Raw genomic sequence first — 26,546 nt, forward strand, 5'->3', positions numbered from 1 at the left:
TGTTGGCAATAAACACCAGATTCGCAGTCCGGGCTCAACCCCCGATCTGCAATAACTTGAATAGCCGCCGCCGCTACGGCAGGCTGGCACGATTAACGACCCTCAACCGGGAGAGACACACACAATGGCACTTATCAGCATGCGCCAGATGCTGGACCACGCAGCCGAGTTCGGCTACGGCGTTCCAGCCTTCAACGTCAACAACCTTGAGCAGATGCGCGCCATCATGGAAGCCGCTGACAAGACTGACTCCCCGGTGATCGTCCAGGCTTCGGCCGGTGCTCGCAAATACGCCGGTGCGCCGTTCCTGCGTCACCTGATCCTGGCGGCAATCGAAGAATTCCCGCACATCCCGGTGTGCATGCACCAGGACCACGGCACCAGCCCTGACGTCTGCCAGCGCTCCATTCAACTGGGCTTCAGCTCGGTGATGATGGACGGTTCCCTGGGCGAAGACGGCAAGACCCCTACCGACTACGACTACAACGTGCGCGTTACCCAACAAACCGTGGCCATGGCTCACGCCTGTGGCGTTTCGGTAGAAGGCGAACTGGGCTGCCTGGGTTCGCTGGAAACCGGTATGGCCGGTGAAGAAGACGGTATCGGCGCTGAAGGCGTTCTGGATCACAGCCAGATGCTGACCGACCCGGAAGAAGCTGCCGATTTCGTCAAGCGCACTCAGGTCGATGCCCTGGCCATCGCCATCGGCACCAGCCACGGCGCCTACAAGTTCACCAAGCCGCCTACCGGTGACGTGCTGGCGATCGACCGCATCAAGGAAATCCACAAGCGCATTCCGAACACTCACCTGGTGATGCACGGTTCGTCTTCGGTTCCGCAAGAGTGGCTGGCGATCATCAACCAGTACGGCGGCGATATCAAAGAGACCTACGGCGTACCGGTTGAAGAAATCGTCGAAGGTATCAAGCACGGCGTGCGTAAGGTCAACATCGACACCGACCTGCGCCTGGCCTCCACCGGTGCGATGCGCCGCCTGATGGCCACCAACCCGAGCGAGTTCGACCCACGTAAATTCTTTGGCGCCACCGTGACCGCCATGCGTGACGTGTGCATCGCCCGTTACGAAGCTTTTGGCACCGCGGGCAACGCTTCGAAGATCAAGCCGATCTCTCTGGAAGCGATGTTCCAGCGTTACCTGAAAGGTGAGTTGAACGCTAAGGTCAACTAAGCCCTGAGCGTTCCAGCTCCATAAAAAACCCGCAGAAATGCGGGTTTTTTTATGGGTGATAATTCAGGGGGCGACGCGGTCTTTATTTATCGTGATCAATATCCAGCTTGCTGAATGTCACTTTCCCGCCTTCAGTGGTGTACCCGGTGTTGTCCTGCACATACACCCCGGCCTTGAAGTACAACGGCTTGTCGCGCCATTTCGCGCTGATGATGGTGTCCCACTGGTAACCCGCGGCACTGATGCCCAGCGCGCCGCCGGGGCTGAGGTGGATGAGGTAGGAAAACTCGCGGTCCAGTTTCACGCCGGTGGCGATGGTGATGACCCGGCCCGTGTCGTCATCGGGGTGCATGCGCACTTTGGCGACGATGTTGCCGGTCTGGGTGGTTGTCTTGTATTGATACTCCACTTTCACCATGGGCTTCTGGCTTTGATAGGCGTGGATCTGACCGATGACGATCTTGCCCGAGCTCGGCACCTGGTTGACTGCCAGGGTAGCGCGCAGGAAATTGTCGGCGTCCGGGTAGTACCAGTTTTTCAGGGTGCCGTTGCTGTAAGTTTCCCGCAGTTCGGTGCGGGGGTATTTGGCATTTTCGGTTCGGGTGCCGGTCACCGGGGACCAGAAAAACAATGTGCCGGTGTCGGAGTGGAAGTATTGATCCTTGAAGCCGTTCACCAGTTTGGAGGTTTCAACGGTGTACGGCGGATTGCCGACAGGAACGCTGAGGTTCCAGGATGCGAGGTCGATCATGGGTAAAGCTTCCAGGGGTTTTGCAGTACGGGCGTACCAGAAGCTCTAGCACGGGCCTTTGAGGGCGCTCTTTATAAGCGTAGAAAGCCTTGTTGTTAATGCTGGCCAGACAAAATGGGTGAAGTCAAAATCCTGTTAAAAGGCCATCCTCGCCGGTTTTAGCGGCCTCCAGATGTTACCGTTAGTCGGCAAACTAACGCATTGGTTAAATGATGGCGTACTGACACCTACTGCTTTAGTAGAACCCGGACTAGAGTGATGGCACAGTATCTGTCCGGTTTTCACGAGAAACCGGCCTGACGTCCCGAACAAAGAGAAGCAGCATGGAATGCGCGCACCCCCCGCCAGATGAAGGCCGTTCAACGTTATTAATTGTCGACGATTACCCTGAGAACCTGCTCAGCATGCGCGCGTTGTTGCAGCGCCAGGACTGGCAGGTCATGACCGCTGCCTCGGGTTTTGAAGCGCTCAGTCTGTTGCTTGAACACGATATCGATCTGGTGCTGCTGGATGTGCAGATGCCGGGCATGGACGGTTTTGAAGTGGCGCGCCTGATGCGTGGCAGTCAGCGGACCCGGCTGACGCCGATCATTTTCCTGACCGCCACTGAGCAGTCCCAGGATGCGGTGATCAAGGGCTACGCCAGTGGTGCAGTGGATTACCTGTTCAAACCGTTTGACCCGCAAATTCTCAAGCCCAAGGTCCAGGCGCTGCTGGAACACCAGCGCAATCGCCGGGCCTTGCAGCGTCTGAGTCTTGATCTGGAGGCCGCTCGCGCTTTCAATGCCTCGGTGCTGGACAACGCCGCCGAGGGTATTTTGGTGGTCGATGAGGGAGGTCAGATCTGCTTTGCCAACCCGGCGATGTCGCGCCTGCTCAATGCCACAGTACAAGAACTTCAAGGCCGGGCGTTTCTGGATTTTCTGCAAAAGCCGCACATCCCGAACTGGGCCACTTCGGACTTGCTGGCCGGTTACAAGCGCGGTGAAACCCTGCGTTTGCACGATGCGTCGCTGCGCACCGCGCCCGGGCAGCTGGTGCCCGTGGCACTGTCCTGCGCGCCTTTGCCTGCCGAGCAACACGCCATGGTGGTCACGGTGCTGGACATGTCGGTGGTACGCCACCTGCATCAGCAACTCGAATTTCAGGCAGTCACCGACCCGCTGACCGGGCTGCTTAACCGCCGTGGTTTTTACCAGACCGTGGAAAATCTTTTGCTGCGAGGCGAACGCAGCGACAGTGCCTGGGTCCTGTTGTATCTGGACCTCGACGGCTTCAAACGGGTCAATGATTCCCTCGGCCACGATGCAGGTGATCGGGTGCTGCGCTGGGTGTCCGAGCAGTTGAAGGCTTGCCTGCGGCCCTTCGACATTCTGGCGCGTATGGGCGGCGATGAATTCACCGCATTGCTGGACCTGGAATTCCCCGAGCAGGCTGCCAAGATTGCCGAAAAATTGATCGAGCGAGTCTCGATCTGTCAGCAAATCGACGGCCTGGATATCGCCTTGGGTGCCAGCATCGGCATCGCCACGTACCCGGATTGCGGGGCCAATCTGGACGGTTTACTGCGGGCTTCCGACATCGCGATGTACGAGGCCAAGCGCGCCGGTCGCCAACAATATCGTTTCTACGATCATGAAATGAATGGCCGGGCACGCTCGCGGCTGATGCTTGAAGAAAGCGTGCGTACGGCCATCGAGAACCGTGATTTCAATCTGGTCTATCAACCGCAGGTGGCCATCGCCGACGGGCAGATTCGCGGTTTCGAAGCCTTGTTGCGTTGGCAGCACCCGAGCGTCGGTGATGTTCCGCCGGGACTGTTTTTACCGTTGCTGGAAGAGGCGCGATTGATCAGTCGCCTGGGCAGCTGGATTTACCAGCGCGGTGCCGGGCAACGCAAAGCCTGGGAAGCACTGTTTGCCGAGGATCTGGTGTTGGGCGTCAGTTTGAGCGGCACCCAGTTCGCCATGCCCAATCTGGTCACCGAATTGCGCCAGGTACTGGAGCGGCATGGCTTGCAACCCCGACACCTTGAAGTAGAGGTCACGGAAGAAGCCTTGACACATAACCCGGAAGAAACCCGCAAACAACTGCGTTTGCTGCGTAACCTGGGCGTCAGGGTGGCGCTCGACGATTTCGGTTCCGGGCAGTGTTCGCTGGCGCATTTGCGCGATCTGGAACTGGATACGCTCAAGCTCGATCGTCATTTGATCGCGCGGCTGCCGGAGTCTTCACGGGACGCAGCGCTGGTGCGCAATGTGATCGAGCTGTGCAAGCAGTACGGCATGTTGGTGATCGCCGAAGGCGTGGAAACCATGGCGCAATATGAATGGCTGCAAGCCAATGGCTGTGAGTATGTGCAGGGTTTTCTGGTAGCGCGGCCGATGATGGCCGAGGACACCGGTCACTTCGTGCAGCCCTTCGACTGGAGCGCGCTGACCCGCTGAATTCGCTACACTGGCCATCTTTCCGTCCTTTGTGTTGCCTTTGCGATGACCGCGTTGAAATACCTCCAGGCCTATCCCGCTTCGTTGCAGGATCAGGTACGCCAACTGATCGACGACGGTCGGCTGGGTGACTACTTGAGCAAGCGCTACCCGCAAAAGCACGGGGTGCAGAGCGACAAGGCGTTGTATACCTACGCCCTGGAACTCAAACAGGAATACCTGCGTAACGCCCCGGCCATCGACAAGGTGCTGTTCGACAACCGGCTGGACCTGACCCACCGCGCCCTTGGCCTGCATACCACGATCTCACGGGTGCAGGGCGGCAAGCTCAAGGCCAAGAAGGAAATCCGCATCGCCTCGCTGTTCAAGGAGGCGCCCTCCGAGTTTCTGAAAATGATCGTGGTTCACGAGTTGGCGCATTTCAAGGAATCCGATCACAACAAGGCGTTCTACAAGTTGTGCGAACACATGCTGCCGGGTTATCACCAGGTGGAGTTCGATGTGCGGGTGTACCTGACCTGGCGGGATATGCAATCTTTCGAGGAGCATAAATGGACGTAAGCAAGACCAAGAGCAGCTTCTATCGTCGTTTGTATGTGGCGTACCTGATCGACAGCGGGCTGGCCAGCAGTGTTCCGGCATTGACCGAGGTCACCGGAATGCCACGGCGCACGGCCCAGGACACCATCGCCGCGCTGGCGGATCTGGATATCGTTTGTGAGTTCGAACAGGAAGAGGGCGCGCGAAATCACGCCGGGCGTTATCGGATTCGTGGCTGGGGGGCGATTGATCGGGGATGGATCGAGCGTAATCTTCGGCAAATCAAGGCGGTGCTGGAGTACCCCTGAATATTTCAGCGACGATTCGACTTGCCAGCGATAGGGTCCTTACTGACGACGCATCCCGATGTGCGGAATACCATCCTCGACGAATTCCTCACCCGCCACTTCAAACCCGTACCGCCCGTAATATCCCTGCAAATGCGCCTGGGCCGAGAGATAGATCGGCATGTCGGGCCAGTACTTCTCCGCTTGTTTCAGCGCCTGGGCCATCAACTCATGCCCCAGCCCGGTGCCTCGTGCCTGTGGTGCAATGATTACCCGGCCGATCACCACGTCGCCACCCTGTAATTCGGGATCGAGCAACCGCAGGTACGCCACCAGGCGATCCCCATCCCAAGCCATCAAATGACAGGTATCACCTTCCAGATCCTGGCCATCGATGTCCTGATAGACGCATTTCTGCTCGACGACGAACACTTCGGCACGCAGCTGCAGAATGGCATATAGCTGCTCCTTGCCCAGATCGCTGTGGTGTTTGCAGACCCATTCGATTGTCATGTCCTGATTCCTTGAAAACGTCCCTGTGATGGTAAGCGCCCCGGCGATGGATGTCTTTATGGCGCAGAAATCTGTGACAAAGACCAAAATGCCATCATTCATATCGCGCGTCTGTGTCTTCTTTGTGTAATCTGGAATCAAGCGATGTGCTGGCTTCAATGAGCTAACGTTTAATGCCTGGGTGTGCCGGTAAGGGGCTTGGAGTTTTAGCTGAAAACACGTCGGGCAGCCCGCCCGCTAAGGATTTTCTAGCATGCCGCGTTTGCATCGAGCCTTTGCTTTGATTGGATTGCTGTTGCTCATTCAGGACGCGGCGGCGGAAAAGCTGCGCCTGGTGGCCGATGCCTGGCCGCCCTTTACCGATGCCACGCTGGTCAATGGTGGCCTGGCCACCGAGATTGTCAGTACCGCGCTGGCGCGGGCCGGTTATGCCAGTGATTTCGAGCAGGTGCCCTGGGCGCGGGCGTTGCTCGGTGTGGGTGAGGGGCGATACGACGTGCTGGTCAATGCCTGGTACACCGACGAGCGCACCAAGCTCGGCCAGTTTTCCAGCGAGTATCTGATCAACCGTGTGCGCTTTATCAAGCGTAAAGACGCGCCGATCGAATTCAACAATCTGCAGCAACTGCACACCTACCCGGTTGCGGTGGTGCGTGGTTACGCCTATTCGCCGGCGTTCGATGAAGATGCGTCGTTGCAGAAGGTTCCTGTACACAGCTTCGCCATGGCCGTGCGAATGGTCGCCGCCGATCGGGTCAAACTGACCCTGGAAGATGAATACGTCGCGCGTTATTACCTGGCCCGTGAATCCGCCAAGGTGCGCAATGCCGTGGAATTCCTGCCCAAGCCGCTGAGCGAGAACAGCCTGCACATCCTGGTCAGCCTGAAGAACCCCAAGCATGAGCAGATTGTCGCCGGTTTCGACCGGGAGATTGCCAAAATGAAGGCGGATGGGAGTTACGAGCGGTTGATGAAGCAGCATGGGATGTAGGTTGAAAGCAGCTTCAAGCCTCAAGCCTCAAGCGGCAAGTTGGTTGTTTTGCAGTTCGGTGAAAGTGGTGTCTGCACTGGCGCCATCGCCGCATCGCCGCATCGCCGCGATGGCGTCCGGTCAGGCGCTACACATCCTCGCCCGCATCCTTGATGAGGTGCGCCGCCAACGTCCGCAACGGCCCCAGTTGTCGGCAGATCAACGCCAGTTGCGTTTGCACCAGCCGCTGGCCTTCGTCGATTTCATCGGGCATCTGCTCCAGCTTATTGGCCAGCGCTTCTTCCTCATCGCTCTGAATCGCGATGGTGGATTTGCTCGCAAGGCCTTGTGCGATTTCGTCGATGCTGGCCGCCAGTTTTACGCCGGCCCCTTCGATCAAATGTTCACGCACTTCCGATGGCAGCTGGGTTTCGCGGTGCGCACCAAGGCCTGACAAGTAACTGAGCAGCGTGTGCGACAACACCAGAAAACGGAAACCCACATCCGCTTCCTTACGGAAATGCCCCGGCTCCATCAGCATGTTGGCCAGTGTGGTCGACAGCGCCGCATCGGCGTTGTGCGCGTTGCGCCGCGCCAGGCGATACGCCAGGTCATCGCTCTTACCGGCGGCGTATTGCTGCATGATCTGGCGCAGGTAAACACTGTTGCAGGTCAGGGTATTGGCCAGCACTTTGTTCAGGCGTCGACCCTGCCAGTCCGGCAGGAATAGAAAAACCGCGAGACCGGCGATCAGGCTGCCGAGCAAGGTATCGAACAACCGTGGCAGGAACAGCCCGTAACCGTCGCCCACCTGATTGAAGCAAAACAGCACCATCAGGGTAATTGCCGCCGTCGCCAGGGTGTAACGGGTGGTGCGGTTGGTAAAGAACACCACTCCGGCGGCAATCGCAAAGCTCGACTGGATCAACGGGTTGGGAAACAGGTCGAACAGCGCCCAAGCCAGGGTCAGGCCGATGGCTGTGCCAACGATCCGCTGGCCGAGTTTGCGCCGGGTAGCGCCGTAGTTCGGCTGACAGACAAAGAGCGTCGTCAGGATGATCCAGTAGCCCTGGGACGGGTGGATCAAATGCACCATCGCATAACCGATGCTCAAGGCCAGGGGCAGGCGCAGGGCATGGCGGAACAGCAGCGAAGTTGGCGTCAGTTGCGTACGCAGGCGCACCCAGACGTCCTTGAGATTGCGGGGTGAGCGGTCGAGCAGGCTGCTGTCGGTGGCGTCGGCCAGGGCATCGGGGTTGCTGGCATCGCTAAGTAAACGGTCGAGGGTGCCAAGGTTCGCCGCCAGCGCCCGCAACGAGCGCAGCAAGCCGCGCCAGGCCGGGTTGCTCTGGATGCGCAGGTGTTCGAGGGAGGCGTGAAGGTCGCTCAGGGCTTCGGCGAAGCTGGCGTCATAGACGAACGGCTGGCGCATCTGGATCGACTCGGCCAGCGCCCGGCAGGCTTTCCCTTGCTGGCGCAACAGGCGCTGGCAGCGGAACAGCACGTCGCTGTGGAAGAACGCTTCGGCCAGGGCGTTGTAAGGGTAGTGCGAGGAGCTGGCGCGCTCGTGGATGTCCTGGGCGAGGAAGTACAGCTTCAGATAGCGGCTGACTTTCGAGCCCGGGCGACCGTTGCCCACGCGGTGGAGAATGATCTCCTTGGCGGCGTTGAGTGCGGCGACCACGCGACCGTTCTGCTGGGCCAGCTCCAGTCGCCGTGCTTCCACGTCCATCTGCCGGACCGGTTCGAACAGCGCCGACTTCAACTTCAGGTAATAACCCAGCTCCCGGAACAGTTTCGCCAGGCTCTGCTGCACCGGTTGATTGGAAAACAGCGCCTGCCACAACACCGAGAGCAGGCCGTACCAGGCCGCACCGGCCACCAGCAGCACCGGCTCATGCCAGACATCGGTCACCGCGCCGCCGCGCTGATCCACGCCGATCATGGTGTAGACCGACAGAATCAGTGTCGCCGAGGCAATCGCGCCATAGCGTTCGCCCAGGGCGCCGAGCATGGTCAGGCAGAAGGCGGCGAGGGCGAAGGCGATGATGAAAAAGATGGGGTAGGGGAACAGCAGTTCGACCGACAGTGCGGCGACCAGGAAACACACCAGCGTCACGGCCAGCGCGTTGAGGCGGCCTTGCCAACTGTCGTCGGTCTCGGCCAGGGCGCTGGCGATAATCCCCAGGAACAACGGGATCAGCAGCCCCATTTCATCCTGATACCAACACAGCGCCATGATGCCGGTCAGGGCGATGAACACCCGCACGCTGTAGCTGAATTTATCCAGCGCCCAAAGGCGGCGTAGAGACTGACTGAACGAGGTCGATGACATGAAATGCGAAGGCCTTCCGAGGCGATGCCGCTAAATTGAGCCAGTAATGACGCCGACGCAATGGCGGCGATCACATCTGACAGCAAAATCTGTTCCTTTACCGAACAACCCCCCCTCAATTTTTCAGACAGGCAAAGAAGCCTGTGGGAGCTGGCTTGCCAGCGAAGGCGGTCTGACAGTCAACACAGATGCTGGATGTACTGACCTCATCGCTGGCAAGCCAGCTCCCACAGGGATTGCATTTCACATTAGAGAAATGTGGGGTCAGACGTACTGCGCAGCTGCGTAGCCGGACGCCCACGCCCACTGGAAATTGAACCCGCCCAGATGCCCGGTCACGTCCAGCACTTCGCCGATGAAGTACAAGCCAGGGCTTTTCAGCGATTCCATGGTCTTGGATGACACCTCGTTGGTATTCACCCCGCCCAGGGTCACTTCGGCGGTGCGGTAGCCTTCGGTACCGGCCGGCACGACTTTCCAGCTCGCCAGTTTTTCGGCGATGTCCGCCAGTTCCGCGTGGGTGTATTGCTTCATCGGTTTGGAGACAAACCAGCTATCCGCCAGCAGGTTGGCCATCTTCTTGGTGAAGATTTCACCGAGCAGGGTTTTCAGCTCGCTGTTAGGGCGTTCGGCTTGCTGTTGTTGCAGCCAGGCGGGTACGTCGTGGTCTGGCAGCAGGTTGATTTCGACGGTGTCGCCTGATTCCCAGAACGAGGAAATCTGCAAAATCGCCGGGCCACTGAGGCCGCGGTGGGTGAACAGGATGTTCTCGCGGAAACTCTGGTCGTTGCAGCTGACCAGGCAATCCACCGATGTGCCGGACAGTTCGGTGCACAGCGCCTTGAGCTGATCGGTGATGGTGAACGGCACCAGGCCGGCGCGGGTCGGCAGCAGTTCGTGACCAAACTGCTTGGCGACCTGGTAGCCGAAGCCGGTGGCGCCCAGGGTCGGGATCGACAGGCCACCGGTGGCGATCACCAGGGACTCGCAGGTGATCTGCCCCATCGTGGTATCCAGTAAATAGCCTTTCTCAAGCTTTTCGATGGTCTGGATCGAGGTGTCCAGGTGCAGGCTGACGCCGACCTGATTGCACTCGTCGAGGAGCATTTCGAGGATGTCGCTGGATTTGTTATCGCAGAACAACTGGCCGAGCTTTTTCTCGTGGTAAGGCACGCCGTGTTTGGCCACCAGACCGATGAAGTCCCACTGGGTGTAGCGGGCCAGGGCAGATTTGCAGAAGTGCGCGTTTTGCGAGAGGAAATTGCCCGGCTCGGTGTACATATTGGTGAAATTGCAGCGACCACCGCCCGACATCAGGATTTTCTTGCCGGCCTTGTTGGCGTGGTCGAGCAACAGCACCTTGCGCCCGCGCCCGGCGGCGGTCAGCGCACACATCAACCCGGCGGCGCCAGCGCCAATGATCACGACTTCGGTAGAGCGCAAAACGGTGTCCTCACACATGAACTGGTCTGGAATGCAATCAAATGTGGGAGCTGGCTTGCCGGCGATGGCATCGACTTGGTTTCCCAGTCAGACCGAGTGATGCCATCGCCGGCAGGCCAGCTCCCACAGGGACCGCGGCGTTCTTAGAGAATACGCACGCGCAACGAGCGGCCCTTGATCTTGCCGTCGTTCAGGCGCTGCAGGGCCTGCTTGGCGACGCCTCGTTCCACGGCCACGTAGGCCTGGAAATCGAAAATCGCAATCTTGCCGACCTGGGCTCCCGGGATCCCGGCGTCACCGGTCAGTGCGCCAAGAATGTCACCCGGACGAACTTTGTCCTTGCGGCCGGCAGCGATGCACAGGGTACTCATCTGCGGCAGCAGCGGGCCGCCGCCCTTGGAGGTGAGGTTGTCCACTTGATCCCAAGTCAATGGCGTCTTCTGCAATTGTTCGATGGCTTGTGCACGCTGCGCCTCGGACGGCGCGACCAGGCTGATAGCGATGCCTTTCTCGCCGGCGCGACCGGTACGGCCGACGCGGTGGATGTGGATTTCCGAGTCGCGGGCCAATTCGACGTTGATCACCATGTCCAGGGAATCAATGTCCAGGCCGCGCGCCGCGACGTCGGTGGCCACCAGTACCGACGTACTGCGGTTGGCGAACATCGCCAGTACCTGATCGCGGTCACGCTGTTCCAGATCGCCGTGCAGGCCGACGGCGGAAATGCCTTTGGCGGTCAGGTGATCGACGGTTTCCTGAACCTGCTGCTTGGTGAAGCAGAAGGCCACGGTGGACGCTGGACGGAAGTGGCCGAGAACCTTGGTCACCGCGCTCATGCGTTCGTCCGGGGAGATCTCGTAGAAACGCTGCTCGATCTGAGTGTCGTCGTGGAACGCTTCGGCCTTCACTTGCTGCGGGTTGCGCATGAACTTCGACGCCAGCTGCTTGATGCCCACCGGGTAAGTGGCCGAGAACAGCAGGGTCTGGCGACGTTCCGGGGCCTGCATGATGATTTCTTCGATGGAATCGTAGAAACCCATGTCGAGCATGCGGTCGGCTTCGTCGAGGATCAGGGTGTTCAGGCCATGGAGTACCAGCGAACCCTTGCGCAAGTGCTGCTGGATGCGTCCCGGGGTGCCGACGATGATGTGCGCGCCATGTTCCAGCGAAGCGATCTGCGGACCGAGGGAAACGCCGCCACACAGGGTCAGGACCTTGATGTTGTCTTCGGCACGGGCCAGGCGACGGATTTCCTTGGCGACCTGGTCGGCCAGCTCGCGGGTCGGGCACAGGATCAGCGCCTGGCAACCGAAATAGCGCGGGTTGATCGGGTTCAACAAGCCGATACCGAAGGCGGCGGTCTTGCCGCTGCCGGTCTTGGCCTGGGCGATCAAGTCCATCCCCTTGAGGATCACCGGCAAGCTTTGCGCCTGGATCGGCGTCATCTGGGCATAACCGAGGGAGTCGAGGTTAGCCAGCATGGCGGCGGACAGCGGCAAAGTATTAAAAGCGGTGGCAATGGTGGTCACGGGACTGGCCTGCAAAACAAAATGTCGCGCAGTGTACCAGCCCGATGGCCATTCGCCCTAAGACTCGATGTGTTCTTCCGGACGTTTGACGCGCCGTCCGTCTTCCCGCGACAGCTGGGAGAAGATAGTCGCCGCCAGCATCGCCATGATGCCAACGGTCACGAACGTCAGCTGAAAGGCGCCCAAAACGGTCTGAACGCCATCGTTCCCGATCTCCGCCGTGAACCCGCCGAGCAGCGCTCCGGCACAGGCCACACCCAGGCTCAGGGACAGTTGCGCCACCACCGACAGCAAACTGTTGCCGCTGCTGGCGCTGGCGTCGTCGAGGTCGATCAGGGTCACGGTATTCATCGCGGTGAACTGCAACGAGTTGATCGCCCCGAGGATCGCCAGCAGGCACAGCAGCAGCCAGTACGGCGTCTGCTCGCTGACCAGGCCCATGCTCGCCAGCATGATGCCCAGCGCCAGGGTGTTGCCGGTCAGGACGATGCGGTAGCCCAGGCGCTCGATCAGCGGTCGTGCCACCCACTTGGCGATCATCGCCGCCGCGGCCAGCGGCAGCATGCTCATCCCGGCTTGCGACGGCGAATAGCCCAGCGCCACTTGCAGCAGCAACGGCACCAGAAAGGGCAGGGCGCCGCTGCCGAGGCGGGCGAAGAGGTTGCCGAGGATGCCGACGGCGAAGGTCCGGGTCTTGAACAGCGAAGGCGCGAACAAGGGGTTGTCGATATGCCCAGCGCGCAACCAGTAAGCCGCCAGGCAAGCCATGCCGCCGAACAGCAGCAACATCACCCGCAGGTGCGGCAAATGCAGTTCGCCCAGGCCTTCCATGGCGATGGTGATCAGGATCATCGCCGCCCCGAACAGCACAAAGCCAAGGCTATCGAAACGGGTGCGTTCGGAGCCGCGCAGGTCCGGGATGAATTTCCACACGGCGTAGCAACCGATTACCCCCACCGGCAGGTTGATCAGGAAGATCCAGTGCCAGGTCAGGTATTCGACCATCCAGCCGCCCATGGTTGGGCCAATCAACGGGCCCAGCAGGCCGGGGATGGTGATGAAACCCATGATGCGCACCAGCTCCGAGCGCGGGTAGGCGCGCAGCACCACCAGCCGCCCGACCGGCAGCATCAACGCGCCGCCCAGCCCCTGGATCACCCGGGCGCCGATCAGCAGGGTGAGGCTGTTCGACATGGCGCAAAGCAGTGAGCCGAGGCTGAACAGCAGAATGGCACCGAAAAAGATTTTCCGGGTGCCGAAACGATCGGCGATCCAGCCTGAAGCGGGGATCAGCAAGGCGACCGTGAGCATGTAGGCGATGATCACGCCCTGCATGCGCAGCGGGTCTTCCGCCAGGTCCGCGGCCATGGCCGGCAGGGCGGTGTTGAGGATGGTCCCGTCGAGGGATTGCATGAAGAAGGCAATGGCGACGACCCAAGGCACCCAGCGGGCGGTGACAGGGTCGAGAGGCGGGCGGTTGAGCATGGGACCTCAGGTTTTGAGTCAGAGGAAATCTTGGTGTTTCCCCAATCCCCTGTGGGAGCTGGCTTGCCAGCTCCCACAGGGGATTTGTGTTTACAGGGTCAGGGTCAACCGGCTGACCAGCGCCCCCGGCAACAACGCCGACGCCGTCGCCCGCTGGCTGTAGGTGCTGGCCGACAACAGCAACTCGCGTTCAGCGGTCAGCGCTTCCAGCTGCGAGCCCAGCAAACTGTAGGCACTGTCATCGAAGCGCATGGTGCTGACCGGCGCCTGGATCTCGCCGTTCTCGACCCAGAAGGTCGCAAACCGGGTCATGCCCGTCATACGTGCCCCCGGCTGGTCCGAGAAGTTCAGATACCACAGGTTGCTGATGTACAAACCGGTGCCCAGTTGCTTGAGAATGTCCGCCTCCGGCAGCGCCCCAGCCTGCATGTTCAAGGCGCTCGGCGATTCACCGCCGCTGGCGCCGTTGGCGGTCAGGCCATACTCGGCGGCGCTGCGTGAGCCGACCAGTTGCGCGCCGGCCCTGCCTTCAACAATCAACTTGAGATCACTGCGCGGATAGCCTTCGTCGGAGAACGCCGGGCTCAACGAACCACTGACTTTTTCATCCAGCGACACCAGCGGGCTGAAGCTTTGATCACCCCCATAGAGCTTCTGCAGCGGGCTGCTCTTGCTGGCAATCGACTGCGCCGAGAAACCACCCCAGCACAGCATGCCCATGATTTCTTCCAGCGCGGCCGGCGCCAGGTAAGCGCGGTATTGACCCGGCGCCAGGGTGCGCGTTGGTCGCCCCAGGTAGTCAAGCTGCTCGCGGGCCTGCTGGAAGCGCTTGGCAAAGCCCTCACTGCTCCAGTCGTGCCCGGCGTAGCTGGCCTTCACGGCCTGGCCGTTTTCATGGAACAGGCTGAAGTCGAAGTTGAAGCTGTTGGCCTGATGCCAGCCGAATGCCCCGGCAGAACTGGCGAAGCCACGGCTGATCGGACCTGCCGCGTAGAAACCGACCAGGTCCAGGCCTTCGGCGGCGCGGGTGATTTCGGCGACTACTTGCTCGGTATCCGGCAGTGGATGCTCTTGAACATTCTTGCTCTGCCAACCGTTGTAGTTGAGCAGCAGATAGGGGTCTTGCGGCAGCAACGGAAGGGTTTCGCGCAATTGTTGCAGGCCTTCGGCCAGGCGTTGTCGGTCCACCTGCGGATCGCCGGACAGGGTGATGTCTAGGTCGGCGTGACGGCCATCGTTGATCAGTTTCAGACTGAGGCTCGCCTGCTGGACCTGCCCGGCCTGACGCACCTTGGCGTGGTTGAAACGCACGAAGGCCGACGATTCGGCGGCATAGCCGAGGGTGAACTGTTCCGGTTCACGCAAGGCTTCGCGCAAGCCGTTGACCAAGGCCTTGAACGACTCGGCTTGAGCTTTGGACGTACTCATCAGGCGTCTCCCCCAAACACATCAACGTTGCTGAACACACAGGCCGGTGACGCATGGCCGACGCGGATCACCTGGTTCGGTTCGCCCTTGCCACAGTTCGGGGTGCCAAGGACCTTGACGGTGCCGGCATCGCCGACAGCGCTGAGGCTCTTCCAGAACTGCGCGGAAATCGCCCGGTAATTCGGGTTCTTCACCATGCCCTTGAGTTCGCCGTTCTCGATCAACTGGCCCCATTCGCAACCGAACTGGAACTTGTTGCGCGCATCGTCGATGGACCAGGAGCGGTTGGTGCTCATCAGGATGCCGTGTTCGATGTTGCCGATCAGTTGTTCCAGCGGTTGATCGCCCGGCTCGATGTTGAGGTTGGCCATGCGATCGATCGGCGGACGGTTCCAGCCGCAGGCGCGGCTGTTGGCGACGCCGTCCAGGCCTGCGCGGAATTGCGACAGCGCACCGCCCAATGGCCGAAGCAACAGGCCTTCGCGGATCAGGAATTGTTTGCTGGCGGCGGTGCCGTCGTCGTCATGGCCGTAGCTGGCGAGCTGTTCTGGAATGTCCGGGTCGAAGGTCACGTTGAGCAGTTTCGAACCGTATTGCAGGCTGCCGAAGTCTTCGGCCTTGACGAAACTGGTGCCGGCGTAATTGCGCTCGTCGCCGAGGATGCGGTCCAGTTCCAGCGGGTGGCCGATGGATTCGTGGATCTGCAGCATCATCTGGTCGGGCATCAGCAGCAGGTCGCGCGGGCCTTGTGGGGTGTTCGGCGCCAGCAGCAATTGCAGCGCCTGATCGGCGATTTTCGGGCCGGCACCGAACAGGCCGCAGCGACTGATCACATCAAAGCCGCCCTGTTGGCCGAAGTTCTCGCGGCCCAAGGTGCGGGTCTGGCTGTCGTTGCCGTCGTAGGCGGTGACTTCCAGGCCGGGATAGACGAAGCGCTGAGCCTGGCGCAGTTCGGCGCCTGCGGTATTGAGGTAGATCTGCTCGACGCGGGTGATGCCGATGCTCACCTGCCAGTTCACCAGGCGCTCGTCCTTGGGCACGGCGGCGGATTCGGCGCCGAGCAGTTGATAGCAATCGCTCAGGGATGGGAACGGCTGGTCGAGGTTGGGCGAGAAGTAATCGGCGCGGTCGCTGGAAACGGCGTGTTCGCGCAGGTCCAGCAGGGCGTGGGGCTTGAGTCGACGGGCCTGCTGTTCGGCGCGTTCGAGGGCGGCCTGCAAGCCCTGTTGCGACAGGTCATTGGTGGCGGCATAGGCTTCGACACCGTTGACCCGTACGGTCAGCATCGCGCCTTCGTCACGGCGCAGGCTCGGCGGTTCTGCCACGTTCTTGCGCACCGACAGGTACTGGCCGGACTCGCGCACATAACGCAGGGAAAAGAATTCAGCGCCCGTGCGCAAGGCAGCGAAGCGCTGCTTGAGCTGGGGGTGGAAATCGAACATTCGGGAACCTCCTTGTGATGGAGTGACGGCGGAGCGGTGCTGCAAGGAGAGGGGTGAAACGATTGCGTGGCGCTAGAGTAGGCCTGCGTGGGGGGAGGATCAAGTGAAGAGAGGTGTGAGAGGAATTACTGTGCATCAGGGAGAGGTGTGTTGATTTGTATGGCCTCATCGCTGGCAGGCCAGCTCCCACATTGGTTTTTCGGTGTTCACAAAATATGTGTTCACTACCGATCCCCTGTGGGAGCTGGCCTGCCAGCGATTGGCCGTGACGCGGTGTAGAGACTTACGCCGTCTGGCTCACTTCGCGCACCGGCTTGCCCTTCACCGGTGCATCACCGGCCACATAGTAGGTGGCCTTGCTGCGCGGCAATGGCTGGCGGCCACGGATCTTGTCGGCGATTTTCTCGGCCATCATGATCGTCGGCGCATTCAGGTTACCGGTGGTGATGATCGGCATGATCGAGGCATCGACCACGCGCAGGCCTTGCATGCCATGCACGCGACCTTCGCCGTCGACCACGGCCATCTCGTCGGTGCCCATCTTGCACGAGCAGGACGGATGGAACGCGGTTTCGGCGTGCTCGCGGATGAACTTGTCCAGCTGCTCATCGGTTTGCACTTCGATGCCCGGGCTGATTTCGCGGCCACGGAAGGCGTCCAGTGCAGGTTGCTGCATGATTTCACGGGTCAGGCGAATGCCGTCGCGGAATTCCTGCCAGTCCTGCTCGGTGGCCATGTAGTTGAACAGGATGCTCGGGTGCTGGCGCGGGTCCTTGGACTTGACCTGGATGCGACCACGGCTCGGCGAACGCATGGAGCCCATGTGCGCCTGGAAACCGTGTTCTTTCACACCGTTGCTGCCGTTGTAGTTAATCGCCACCGGCAGGAAGTGGTACTGGATGTTCGGCCATTCGAATTCCGGACGGGTACGAATGAAACCGCCGGCTTCGAACTGGTTGCTGGCACCGATGCCGGTGCCGTTGAACAGCCACTCGGCACCGATGGCCGGCTGGTTGTGCAGGAGCAGTGACGGGTACAGCGAGACCGGTTGGGTGCAAGCGTATTGCAGGTACAACTCAAGGTGGTCCTGCAGGTTTTCACCCACGCCCGGCAAGTCGTGGACCACTGGAATGTCGAGCTTGTTCAGCAGCTCGGCAGGGCCGACGCCGGAGCGTTGCAGGATCTGCGGCGAAGCGATGGCGCCGGAACACAGCAGGACTTCCTTGCGTGCTTTGACTTCAACGCGTTCTTCAGCCGCGCCGACCAGGTAACGCACGCCGACCGCACGCTTGCCTTCGAACAGGATCTTGTCGGTCAGGGCGTGGGTGACGATGGTCAGGGTCGAACGCTTCTTGGCCACGTCCAGGTAACCGCGAGCGGTGGAAGCGCGACGGCCTTTGGGCGTCACGGTGCGGTCCATCGGACCGAAACCTTCCTGCTGGTAACCGTTGAGGTCTTCGGTGCGCGGGTAACCGGCCTGCACGCCGGCTTCCACCATGGCGTGGAACAACGGGTTGTTCCCGGCTTTTGGCGTGGTCACGCTGACCGGACCTTCACCGCCGTGGTAGTCGTTCGGACCGATGTCACGGGTTTCCGCCTTGCGGAAATACGGCAGGCAATCGAGGTAGGTCCAGTCTTCCAGGCCAGGCAGTTTCGCCCAGCCGTCGTAGTCCATGGCGTTGCCGCGGATGTAGCACATACCGTTGATCAGCGAGGAACCACCCAGGCCCTTGCCGCGACCGCACTCCATGCGGCGACCGTCCATGTGTGGCTCCGGATCGGTTTCGTAGGCCCAGTTGTAGCGACGGCCTTGCAGCGGGAACGCCAGCGCGGCAGGCATCTGCGTGCGAAAGTCCATGCGGTAGTCCGGGCCGCCCGCTTCGAGCAGCAGGACAGTGACGCCTTCGTCTTCAGTCAGACGGGTCGCCAGGGTGTTACCGGCCGAGCCGGCACCGATGATGATGTAATCGAATTCTTGGGACATTGAATGCCTCCCTGAGCTTCAAGCCTCAAGCTTCAAGCTGCAAGTGAAAGCAGCGAAGCAGGGCTTGGATGAAATGAGAGCGGTGGGCAAGCAAGGCTTTTGCCCTTGCTTGCCGCTTGAAGCTTGTAGCTTGTAGCTTGCCGCTGCTCAGAACACTGAGCTGTAATCGCCCAGCTCGACCTGTACCGATTTGATGCGGGTGAAGTTGTTCAGCGAGCTGATCCCGTTCTCACGGCCGACACCCGACTGCTTGTAGCCGCCGACTGGCATCTTGGCGTCGGATTCGCCCCAGGCGTTGATCCAGCAGATACCGGCTTCCAGCTGATGAATCACGCGGTGGGCGCGGTTCAGGTCCTTGGTGACGATACCAGCGGCCAGGCCGAAGTCGGTGTCGTTGGCGCGGCGGATCACTTCTTCTTCGGTTTCGTAGCTGAGGATTGCCATGACCGGGCCGAAGATTTCTTCACGGACGATGGTCATGTCGTCGGTGCAGTCAGTGAATACGGTCGGTGCGACGAATGCGCCTTTGCCGAATTCGCCGTCAGTCAGACGTTCGCCGCCGCACAGCAGGCGTGCACCTTCTTCCTTGCCCTTGGCGATGTAGCCCAGCACGCTCTCCATGTGGGCGAAGCTGACCAGCGGGCCGAAGTTGGTGTTTTCGTCTTCCGGGTTGCCAATGCGGATGCGCGCCACACGCTCAACGATCTTCGCTTCGAAAGCTGCCTTCAGATGAGCCGGTACGAATACACGGGTACCGTTGGTGCAGACCTGACCGGAACTGTAGAAGTTGGCCATCATCGCGGTGTCGGCGGCGCGGTCGAGGTCGGCGTCGTCGCAGATGATCAGCGGGGATTTGCCGCCCAGTTCCATGGTCACGTCTTTGAGCGAAGAACTCGAAGCGCTGGCCATGACTTTCTTGCCGGTGTCAGTGCCGCCGGTGAACGAGACTTTCTCGATGCGCGGGTGCTCGGTCAGCCAGGTGCCGACTTCGCGGCCGCTGCCGGTCAGGACGTTGAACACGCCGGCTGGCAGACCTGCTTCGGTGTAGATTTCGGCCAGTTTCAGGGTGGTCAGCGAGGTGACTTCGCTTGGCTTGAAGATCATCGCGTTACCGGCCGCCAGGGCAGGTGCGGATTTCCACAAGGCGATCTGGATCGGGTAGTTCCACGCGCCGATACCGGCCACGACGCCCAGCGGCTCGCGTCGGGTGTAGACGAACGACGTGGTGCGCAGCGGGATCTGCTCGCCTTCGATGGCTGGCACCAGGCCCGCGTAGTACTCCAGCACGTCGGCGCCGGTGACGATGTCGACGTAACGGGTTTCGGAGTAAGCCTTGCCGGTGTCCAGGGTTTCCAGGGCCGCCAGTTCGTCGTTGCGCTCGCGCAGGATGTCCACGGCGCGACGCAGGATGCGCGAACGCTCCATGGCGGTCATGGCGGCCCAGATTTTCTGGCCCTTTTCGGCGCTGACGACGGCGCGCTCGACGTCTTCCTTAGTCGCACGTTGTACTTTTGCGAGGACTTCACCGTTAGCCGGGTTGATGGCTTCGAACGTGGCGTCGCTGCCAGCGTCGGTGTACGCGCCATCGATGTAGAGTTTTTGCAGTTCGAAACGGGCCATATTGTCCTCGCAAGTGCATCAGTGATTGGCGCGTTCAGGGGTTGAGCGTTCTATGTGTGCTCTAACTCACCTGCTTGGCCAGTTGGAAATCCATGTATTCGTAAGCGATCCGGTGCGCCTGCTCGGTGTCGAAAGCGTCTCCCGACAGCGCACCGCGCAGCCACAAACCGTCAATGAGGGCTGCCAGGCCACGGGCTGCAATGCGCGCATCGTCGAGCGACAGTACGCGGCGGAACTGGCAGCACAGGTTGGAATACAGACGGTGATCGTTGATCCGCTGCAACCTGTGCAAAGACGGGTGGTGCATGCTGGTGGCCCAGAAGGCCAACCAGGTTTTCATTGCCGGGCCATTGACCTGGCTGGCGTCGAAGTTGCCTTCGATGATCACCTGAAGGTGCGCCCGCGGGCTGTTGTCCTTCAGCGCCTGACGGCGCGCGGTGACGTTCTCGCTGAGGACGCTCATCAGGTACTGCGCCGTGGCAGCGATCAGGCCGTTCTTGTCCTGAAAGTAGTGACTGATGATGCCATTCGAGACACCGGCCAAACGGGCGATCAGCGCAATGCTGGCGTCCCCCATTCCGACCTGATCGACGGCCAGTAAAGTGGCTTCGATCAATTGCTGGCGGCGAATGGGTTGCATACCGACCTTGGGCATCTTGCACATCTCCTTGGGCCTTCCGGCAGACGCAAGGCGTCTATCGGATTGAGGGCCAGTCTATTTTGTTTTGATTGAACGTTCAATCAACAAAGAATAAGATCTGCGACAAATCGTCGCTGCCTACAGGTTTTTCCTACACGTAGCTGGCGGAAAAACGACATCCCAAAACGCTCGAAACCCACGCGCGCAGGCGCTCCCGGGCTTCGGGCTTTTTTCGGGCTGTCTTTATATCACCCACTGGTCGGCTGCCCACTAACCGATTAGTCGGGTTCCGTGTTGCCTTGCGTTCTTCACTCGCACTGCCTGGAGCATCTGTGCAATGAGTTCTGCCTCGCTTATAAAGACCCCACCGGAGAAGGTGACGGTCAACGGTTGGGTGTTCTACACCTCTACCGCGTTGATTCTGTTGTTGACCGCGATTCTGATCATCGCCCCGCAAGAGGCGGGCAGAATGCTCGGAACGGCTCAGGCCTGGTTGTCCCGCAGCTTCGGCTGGTACTACATGGTGGTGATTGCCGCCTACCTGATCTTTGTCGTCGGCCTGGCGTTTTCGTCCTACGGCAAACTGAAACTGGGCAGCAAGGACGACACCCCGGACTTCAGCTACGGCGCCTGGGCGGGGATGCTGTTCTCGTCGGGTATCGGCATATCGTTGCTGTATTTCGGTGCGTCCGAGCCGCTGGATCATTACTTCAACCCGCCGGAAGGCACGGCCGGCAGCAACCTGGCGGCACGTCAGGCGGTTCAGCTGACGTTCCTGCACTGGGGCCTGCATGGCTGGGCAATCTACGCGCTGGTCGGCCTGGCCGTGGCTTACTTTGCCTATCGTCACAACCAACCGTTGGCGTTGCGTTCGGCGCTGTACCCGCTGGCGGGCGAGCGTTGGGTCAAGGGCGCGGCCGGTCACGCGGTGGACGGGTTCGGTATGTTCGTGACCCTGCTGGGTCTGGTGACCAACCTGGGGATTGGTTCGCTGCAAGTGTCGTCGGGCCTTGAGAACCTGTTCGGCATGGAACACAGCAACACCAACCTGCTGATCGTGATCATCGTGATGAGCACCGTGGCGACCATTGCTGCCGTATCGGGTGTGGAAAACGGCATTCGCCGCCTGTCCAACCTGAACATCGTGCTGTTCAGCGGCCTGCTGATTTTTGTGCTGCTGTTCGGCCCGACCCTGCACCTGCTCAACGGCTTCGTGCAGAACATCGGTGATTACCTGAACGGTGTGGTGCTGAAGACTTTCGACCTCTATGTGTACGAAGGCGACAGTGAGAAGTCCGACCGCTGGTTGGGTCTGTGGACTCTGTTCTACTGGGCCTGGTGGATTTCCTGGGCGCCATTCGTGGGCATGTTTATCGCGCGTATTTCCCGTGGTCGCACCGTGCGTGAACTGGTCGCTGGCGTGTTGCTGATCCCACTGGGTTTCACCCTGGCGTGGCTGTCGATCTTCGGCAACTCGGCCCTGGACCTGGTGATGAACCACGGGGCGGTGGAACTCGGCAAGACGGCGCTGGAACAGCCATCCATGGCGATCTACCAGTTGCTTGAGCACTACCCGGCGTCGAAAGTGGTGATCGGCGTATCGATTTTCGTTGGTTTCGTGTTGTTCCTGACACCGGCGGATTCCGGCGCGGTGATGATGGCAAACCTGTCGTGCAAGGGCGGTAACGTTGACGAAGACGCCCCGCACTGGTTGCGGATTTTCTGGTCGGCAGTGATCACCCTGGTGACCATCGGTCTGCTGTTCGCCGGTAACTTCGAAGCCATGCAAACCATGGTGGTGCTGGCCGGTCTGCCGTTCTCGGTGGTGCTGGTGTTCTTCATGTTCGGCTTGCACAAGGCCATGCGCCAGGATGTGCAGATCGAGCAGGAACAAGCGGAACTGGCGGCACGCGGTCGCCGTGGTTTCACCGAGCGTCTGACTCAGCTGGACCTGCAACCGAGCCAGTCGGTGGTACAGCGCTTCATGGACAAACATGTGACACCGGCGCTGGAAGATGCCGCCGTGCAAATGCGCGCTCAAGGCCTGGATGTACAAACGTTGCTGGGCAAGTCCAAGCGTTGCATGGGCCTGCGGATCGAGATGGAAGAGGGCAACCCTTTTGTCTACGAAGTCAGCCTGGACGGTTACCTGGCCACGCCAACCGAGTCGGCTCAATCCGATGAGGCACGCCAGCGTTACTACCGCGCCGAGGTGTACCTGCACAACGGCAGCCAGGACTACGACTTGATGGGCTTCACCCAGGATCAGATCACCCGTGACGTGCTCGATCAGTTCGAAAGCCATCGGCAGCTCCTTGGCCGCGTCTATAGCTGAGTTGTGAGGGATGCGGTGTTTCTGTCTGAAACACCGCGTCGGCATCATCGCCAGCAGGCTGGCTCCCACAAGGGAATGCATTCCAATGTGGGAGCCAGCCTGCTGGCGATGGGGCCTTCAACTTCAATACGGCATCGCCCGCTATCCCCATAAACAAAAACGCCGCGATTCTCTCGCGGCGTTTTTGTTTTTGTTGCCTTACCCCAGGTTCTTGCCGAGCAGTGCGTGGTACAGCTCGCTGTCGCCGAGAATCCCGACCACATGGTTGTTGTCGTGCAGTACAAGCTTGTTGCCGGTCTGGTAGCGAATCTGCAGCGCGTCGCGCATGCCGATGCTCGAATCCACCAGGGTAGGTCGACGACCCAGGCCTTCAACCGCTTGTCCCGGTACCCAGTTTTGCAGGTCCAGTACCGAGCCGTTCTGGCGAGCGCCCTTGATGGTGTTGCCTTCTGCCAGGTCGAGCCACGAATCGCCGCCCGGATCCAGGCAGACCGAACCGTTGATACGCTTGCAGTTGTCCAAGGTGCGCATCAGGCTGCGACCGCACAGGACGTTCAGCGGGTTGGTGTGGGCCACGAAGGTCCGCACGTAGTCGTCCGCCGGGTTGAGGACGATTTCTTCAGGCTTGCTGTACTGGATGATCCGGCCGTCTTTCATGATCGCAATACGGCTGCCGAGCTTCAGGGCTTCATCGAGGTCGTGGCTCACGAACACGATGGTTTTGCTCAGCTTGCGTTGCAGTTCCAGCAGTTCATCCTGCAGGCCCTGGCGGATCAGTGGGTCGAGGGCCGAGAACGGTTCGTCCATCAGCAGAATGTCGGCGTCCATTGCCAGCGCACGGGCCAGGCCTACACGCTGTTGCATGCCGCCGGACAGCTCATCGGGTTTCTTGTTGCGCCATTGGGTCAGGCCCACCAGCTCGAGCTTTTCATCGACCAGCTTTTTGCGTTCCTTCTCCGGCCGACCCTGCATTTCGAGGCCGAAACTGATGTTCTCGCGCACCGTCAGCCAAGGCATCAGGGCAAACTTCTGGAACACCATCGCAATGCGCTTGGTGCGCATCATTTTCAGTTCGGCGGCCGTGCAGGACGCAATGTTGATCTGCTTGCCTTCGTGCTCGACGAACAGCTTGCCGCGGCTGACGGTGTTGAGGCCGTTGATGCAACGCAGCAGGCTGGACTTGCCGGAGCCGGAAAGGCCCATCAGCACACAGATTTCACCTTTTTCGATATCCAGGCTGGCCTTTTCGACGCCAACGATCTGCCCGGTCTTTTTCAGGATCTCGCTGCGGGTCAAGCCTTGATCGAGAAGTTTCAGTGCTTCGCGCGGATCTTTGGTAAAGATCACGTCGACGTCTTCGAAGCGAATTATGCTCATGCGTCACCCCCTACTTTGGCTTCGGGTTGTTTGCAGATACGGTCGAGCATGATCGCCAGCAGTACGATCGCCAGGCCCGCTTCGAAGCCCAGGGCGATATCAGCAGTGTTCAGTGCGTTGACCACCGGTTTGCCCAATCCATCGGCGCCCACCAGTGCCGCGATCACCACCATCGACAGCGACAGCATGATGCACTGGGTGATGCCGGCCGCGATGCTCGGCATGGCGTGGGGCAGTTCAATCCGTGTCAGCAGTTGACGACGCGAGCAGCCGAAGGCCTTGCCGGCGTCCATCAATTCTTGTGGGACATCGCGGATGCCCAGGTAGGTCAGGCGGATCGGCGCGGCAATGGCGAACACCACCGTGGAGATCAGGCCTGGCACCACACCCAGCCCGAAGAGGGTCAGGGTAGGAATGAGGTAAACGAAGGTCGGTACGGTCTGCATCAGATCGAGTACCGGACGCATTACAGTGTAGAACATCGGCTTGTGCGCGGCGACGATGCCCAGCGGCACACCGATGACCACGCAGACCAGGGTGGCGAACAACACCTGGGCGAGGGTCTCCATGGTTTCCTGCCAGTACCCCAGGTTGAGGATCAGCAGAAAGGAGGCGACAACAAAGGCGGTCAACCCCCATTTGCGCTGGATCAAGTGGGCCAGGAGAGCGATGAGGCCAATCAAGACCAGCGGGTTGAACCAGGTCAGCGCGAAAGTCACGCCGTGGATCATCGTTTCCAGCGTCACGGCAATGGCGTCGAAGGTGTTGGCGCCGTGTTGCGTCAACCATTCGACAAAGCTCGCAATGTGCTGGCCTAAAGGGATTTTCTGATCAATCAGCATGGTAGTGAACGTCCGCATGCAAGGAAATAAACAGCCCGGGCAGGCAGACCTGCCCGGCATAAGCGATTACTGCGCGAGCTTGGCTTTCACGGCCTCCAGGCCTGGTTTACCGTCAATGGTGGTCACGCCAGCGAGCCAGGTATCGAGCACCTGTGGGTTCTTTTTCAGCCAGGCCTTCGCGGCTGCGTCAGGCTTCATCTTGTCGTCCAGGACGTTGCCCATCAGCGTGCTTTCCATGTCGAGGGTGAAGACCAGGTTTTTGAGCAGCTGACCCACGTTGCTGCATTCCTGGGCGTAACCCTTGCGGGTGTTGGTGTAGATGGTTGCCTGGCCGAAGTTGGGGCCGAAGAACTCGTCGCCACCGGTCAGGTACTTCATCTTGAAGCGTGTGTTCATCGGGTGCGGTTCCCAGCCCAGGAACACCACTGCGGTGTTGCGGCGCTGGGCGCGATCGACTTGCGAGAGCATGCCTGCCTCGCTGGACTCGACCACCTTGAAACCGGCGTCTTTCAAGCCGAAGGCGTTCTTGTCGATCATGCTCTGGATCAGACGGTTACCGTCGTTACCCGGTTCGATACCGTAGATTTTGCCGTCCAGTTCTTTCTTGAACTTGGCGATGTCGGCGAAATCCTTCAGACCTTTGTTGTACAGCTCTTCCGGTACGGCGAGGGTGTATTTTGCGTTTTCAAGGTTGGCGCGCAGGGTGTCCACGGTGCCGGCATCGCGATAGGGCTTGATGTCGTTTTCCATGGTCGGCATCCAGTTGCCGAGGAAGATGTCCATGTTCTTGCCATCGGCCAGCGACTTGTAGGTCACTGGCACGGAAATCATGGTGGTTTTGGTCTTGTAGCCCAGGGCATCGAGGACGACGCTGGTAGTGGCGGTGGTGACAGTAATGTCAGTCCAGCCGACATCGGAGAAGTTTACGGTGCTGCATTGGGCCGGTTCGGCGGCTTGCGCCAGAACCGGCAGACTAAGCATGGCGGCCAACAACAACGACGGGGAACCTTTCATGGATGGACTCCTTGGTGTTTTTTTTGGCAGTGTTCCGACTGGACCACCGCACTTATAGAGTTGCGGTTGGATGGCGTTTTGGAGACAGCTCTACCACGGCGCCTTGCAATCGAGTCGATATGATCATGTACCAGTGAAAATCTGACGCCTACAGGGTGCGTCGTAACCAGTACAGGGATGGTCGCATCCAGTGTCAGTGACGTCGTTTACAGATTTTTTCAGCCCCTTTTCCCCCTCTGCATCGCAAAAAAACGCCGAAAACATGGCGTAAAACGCCCACGGCGTTAGTGGACATGAGTGCGTCGGTTAGAGACGTCGAACGACATGACAAAAGCCTGATGATGTAGTCATCTCGGCGGATTGCAGCTTGAGCGT

General features: G+C 60.1%; 20 protein-coding genes. 6 read left to right on the forward strand and 14 right to left on the reverse strand.

All coding sequences use genetic code 11. The annotated features are described in order from the left end of the window. The first annotated feature begins 124 nt into the window (after nucleotides 1-124). Nucleotides 125-1,189, forward strand: a complete 1,065-nt coding sequence (gene fba / locus FFS64_RS08250; protein ID WP_019694035.1) for a class II fructose-bisphosphate aldolase — start codon at nucleotides 125-127, stop codon at nucleotides 1,187-1,189. Nucleotides 1,190-1,271: 82 nt separating this feature from the next. Here fba and FFS64_RS08255 read toward each other — a convergent pair whose 3' ends face one another. Then, nucleotides 1,272-1,940 carry a polysaccharide lyase family 7 protein gene (locus FFS64_RS08255; protein ID WP_137804959.1) on the reverse strand — a complete coding sequence of 223 codons (669 nt, stop codon included), beginning with the start codon at nucleotides 1,938-1,940 and terminating at the stop codon, nucleotides 1,272-1,274. 323 nt (nucleotides 1,941-2,263) lie between these two features. On the opposite strand from FFS64_RS08255, the gene FFS64_RS08260 reads away from it, so the two are divergent. Genes FFS64_RS08260 through FFS64_RS08270 form a run of 3 tightly spaced genes read left to right on the forward strand, consistent with a single transcriptional unit; the run spans nucleotide 2,264 to nucleotide 5,235 of the window. Then, nucleotides 2,264-4,387: a bifunctional diguanylate cyclase/phosphodiesterase gene (locus tag FFS64_RS08260; protein WP_137804960.1), complete on the forward strand. Its 2,124-nt coding sequence runs from the start codon at nucleotides 2,264-2,266 to the stop codon at nucleotides 4,385-4,387. Nucleotides 4,388-4,432: 45 nt separating this feature from the next. Further along, complete coding sequence (locus tag FFS64_RS08265; RefSeq protein ID WP_095195973.1) at nucleotides 4,433-4,948, forward strand: M48 family metallopeptidase; 516 nt, start codon at nucleotides 4,433-4,435, stop codon at nucleotides 4,946-4,948. Then, nucleotides 4,939-5,235 carry a helix-turn-helix domain-containing protein gene (locus tag FFS64_RS08270; RefSeq protein ID WP_046818280.1) on the forward strand — a complete coding sequence of 99 codons (297 nt, stop codon included), beginning with the start codon at nucleotides 4,939-4,941 and terminating at the stop codon, nucleotides 5,233-5,235. The genes FFS64_RS08265 and FFS64_RS08270 overlap by 10 nt, the downstream gene beginning before the upstream one ends. Before the next feature lie 39 nt (nucleotides 5,236-5,274). Here the strand turns inward: FFS64_RS08270 and FFS64_RS08275 are convergent, their stop codons facing one another. Then, nucleotides 5,275-5,727 carry a GNAT family N-acetyltransferase gene (locus FFS64_RS08275; RefSeq protein ID WP_137804961.1) on the reverse strand — a complete coding sequence of 151 codons (453 nt, stop codon included), beginning with the start codon at nucleotides 5,725-5,727 and terminating at the stop codon, nucleotides 5,275-5,277. A gap of 253 nt (nucleotides 5,728-5,980) precedes the next feature. On the opposite strand from FFS64_RS08275, the gene FFS64_RS08280 reads away from it, so the two are divergent. Then, nucleotides 5,981-6,718, forward strand: a complete 738-nt coding sequence (locus tag FFS64_RS08280) for an ABC transporter substrate-binding protein (protein ID WP_137804962.1) — start codon at nucleotides 5,981-5,983, stop codon at nucleotides 6,716-6,718. Nucleotides 6,719-6,845: 127 nt separating this feature from the next. On the opposite strand, the gene yccS is transcribed toward FFS64_RS08280, so the two are convergent. The 9 genes from yccS to betI form a co-directional block, all read right to left on the reverse strand. Further along, a complete protein-coding gene (yccS, locus tag FFS64_RS08285) occupies nucleotides 6,846-9,032 on the reverse strand; it encodes a YccS family putative transporter (RefSeq protein WP_137804963.1) in 2,187 nt (728 codons plus the stop codon). A 264-nt stretch (nucleotides 9,033-9,296) separates the two neighbouring features. Next, nucleotides 9,297-10,475 (reverse strand): NAD(P)/FAD-dependent oxidoreductase, encoded by a 1,179-nt coding sequence (locus tag FFS64_RS08290; RefSeq protein ID WP_137804964.1) that lies wholly within the window; start codon nucleotides 10,473-10,475, stop codon nucleotides 9,297-9,299. A gap of 143 nt (nucleotides 10,476-10,618) precedes the next feature. Continuing rightward, nucleotides 10,619-11,956, reverse strand: coding sequence for an ATP-dependent RNA helicase DbpA (dbpA, locus tag FFS64_RS08295; RefSeq protein WP_256660427.1), 1,338 nt, complete (start codon nucleotides 11,954-11,956; stop codon nucleotides 10,619-10,621). A 105-nt stretch (nucleotides 11,957-12,061) separates the two neighbouring features. After that, nucleotides 12,062-13,489 (reverse strand): multidrug transporter subunit MdtD, encoded by a 1,428-nt coding sequence (gene mdtD, locus FFS64_RS08300; protein WP_137804966.1) that lies wholly within the window; start codon nucleotides 13,487-13,489, stop codon nucleotides 12,062-12,064. A gap of 90 nt (nucleotides 13,490-13,579) precedes the next feature. Next, complete coding sequence (locus tag FFS64_RS08305) at nucleotides 13,580-14,917, reverse strand: TldD/PmbA family protein (protein WP_137804967.1); 1,338 nt, start codon at nucleotides 14,915-14,917, stop codon at nucleotides 13,580-13,582. Further along, a complete protein-coding gene (locus FFS64_RS08310; protein WP_137804968.1) occupies nucleotides 14,917-16,359 on the reverse strand; it encodes a TldD/PmbA family protein in 1,443 nt (480 codons plus the stop codon). Before FFS64_RS08310 ends, FFS64_RS08305 begins: the two co-directional genes overlap by 1 nt. 283 nt (nucleotides 16,360-16,642) lie before the next feature. Further along, nucleotides 16,643-18,343, reverse strand: a complete 1,701-nt coding sequence (betA, locus tag FFS64_RS08315; protein ID WP_137804969.1) for a choline dehydrogenase — start codon at nucleotides 18,341-18,343, stop codon at nucleotides 16,643-16,645. Between the two features lie 147 nt (nucleotides 18,344-18,490). After that, on the reverse strand, nucleotides 18,491-19,963 hold the full coding sequence (betB, locus tag FFS64_RS08320; RefSeq protein WP_137804970.1) for a betaine-aldehyde dehydrogenase: 1,473 nt from the start codon (nucleotides 19,961-19,963) through the stop codon (nucleotides 18,491-18,493). Nucleotides 19,964-20,024: 61 nt separating this feature from the next. Continuing rightward, the gene (gene betI, locus FFS64_RS08325; protein ID WP_137804971.1) at nucleotides 20,025-20,618 is read right to left on the reverse strand and encodes a transcriptional regulator BetI; all 594 of its coding nucleotides are present in this window, start codon (nucleotides 20,616-20,618) and stop codon (nucleotides 20,025-20,027) included. 379 nt (nucleotides 20,619-20,997) lie between these two features. Between betI and FFS64_RS08335 the strand changes: the two genes are divergently transcribed. After that, on the forward strand, nucleotides 20,998-22,938 hold the full coding sequence (locus FFS64_RS08335; protein ID WP_256660428.1) for a BCCT family transporter: 1,941 nt from the start codon (nucleotides 20,998-21,000) through the stop codon (nucleotides 22,936-22,938). Between the two features lie 198 nt (nucleotides 22,939-23,136). Here the strand turns inward: FFS64_RS08335 and choV are convergent, their stop codons facing one another. From choV to FFS64_RS08350, 3 genes are all read right to left on the reverse strand, one after another. Continuing rightward, complete coding sequence (choV, locus tag FFS64_RS08340; protein ID WP_095195960.1) at nucleotides 23,137-24,315, reverse strand: choline ABC transporter ATP-binding protein; 1,179 nt, start codon at nucleotides 24,313-24,315, stop codon at nucleotides 23,137-23,139. Next, a complete protein-coding gene (gene choW / locus FFS64_RS08345; protein ID WP_095195959.1) occupies nucleotides 24,312-25,157 on the reverse strand; it encodes a choline ABC transporter permease subunit in 846 nt (281 codons plus the stop codon). Before choW ends, choV begins: the two co-directional genes overlap by 4 nt. A 66-nt stretch (nucleotides 25,158-25,223) precedes the next feature. Next, a complete protein-coding gene (locus tag FFS64_RS08350; protein ID WP_095195958.1) occupies nucleotides 25,224-26,171 on the reverse strand; it encodes a choline ABC transporter substrate-binding protein in 948 nt (315 codons plus the stop codon). Between the last annotated feature and the right edge of the window lie 375 nt (nucleotides 26,172-26,546).

Source organism: Pseudomonas sp. G(2018) (genome assembly GCF_005502415.1).
GTDB lineage: Bacteria > Pseudomonadota > Gammaproteobacteria > Pseudomonadales > Pseudomonadaceae > Aquipseudomonas.

Coding starts and splice junctions, on each gene's coding strand:
- fba (WP_019694035.1), top strand. CDS start 125: ATGGCACTTATCAGCATGCGCCAGATGCTGGACCACGCAGCCGAGTTC.
- FFS64_RS08255 (WP_137804959.1), bottom strand. CDS start 1,940: ATGATCGACCTCGCATCCTGGAACCTCAGCGTTCCTGTCGGCAATCCG.
- FFS64_RS08260 (WP_137804960.1), top strand. CDS start 2,264: ATGGAATGCGCGCACCCCCCGCCAGATGAAGGCCGTTCAACGTTATTA.
- FFS64_RS08265 (WP_095195973.1), top strand. CDS start 4,433: ATGACCGCGTTGAAATACCTCCAGGCCTATCCCGCTTCGTTGCAGGAT.
- FFS64_RS08270 (WP_046818280.1), top strand. CDS start 4,939: ATGGACGTAAGCAAGACCAAGAGCAGCTTCTATCGTCGTTTGTATGTG.
- FFS64_RS08275 (WP_137804961.1), bottom strand. CDS start 5,727: ATGACAATCGAATGGGTCTGCAAACACCACAGCGATCTGGGCAAGGAG.
- FFS64_RS08280 (WP_137804962.1), top strand. CDS start 5,981: ATGCCGCGTTTGCATCGAGCCTTTGCTTTGATTGGATTGCTGTTGCTC.
- yccS (WP_137804963.1), bottom strand. CDS start 9,032: ATGTCATCGACCTCGTTCAGTCAGTCTCTACGCCGCCTTTGGGCGCTG.
- dbpA (WP_256660427.1), bottom strand. CDS start 11,956: ATGCTGGCTAACCTCGACTCCCTCGGTTATGCCCAGATGACGCCGATC.
- mdtD (WP_137804966.1), bottom strand. CDS start 13,489: ATGCTCAACCGCCCGCCTCTCGACCCTGTCACCGCCCGCTGGGTGCCT.
- FFS64_RS08305 (WP_137804967.1), bottom strand. CDS start 14,917: ATGAGTACGTCCAAAGCTCAAGCCGAGTCGTTCAAGGCCTTGGTCAAC.
- FFS64_RS08310 (WP_137804968.1), bottom strand. CDS start 16,359: ATGTTCGATTTCCACCCCCAGCTCAAGCAGCGCTTCGCTGCCTTGCGC.
- betA (WP_137804969.1), bottom strand. CDS start 18,343: ATGTCCCAAGAATTCGATTACATCATCATCGGTGCCGGCTCGGCCGGT.
- betB (WP_137804970.1), bottom strand. CDS start 19,963: ATGGCCCGTTTCGAACTGCAAAAACTCTACATCGATGGCGCGTACACC.
- betI (WP_137804971.1), bottom strand. CDS start 20,618: ATGCCCAAGGTCGGTATGCAACCCATTCGCCGCCAGCAATTGATCGAA.
- choV (WP_095195960.1), bottom strand. CDS start 24,315: ATGAGCATAATTCGCTTCGAAGACGTCGACGTGATCTTTACCAAAGAT.
- choW (WP_095195959.1), bottom strand. CDS start 25,157: ATGCTGATTGATCAGAAAATCCCTTTAGGCCAGCACATTGCGAGCTTT.
- FFS64_RS08350 (WP_095195958.1), bottom strand. CDS start 26,171: ATGAAAGGTTCCCCGTCGTTGTTGTTGGCCGCCATGCTTAGTCTGCCG.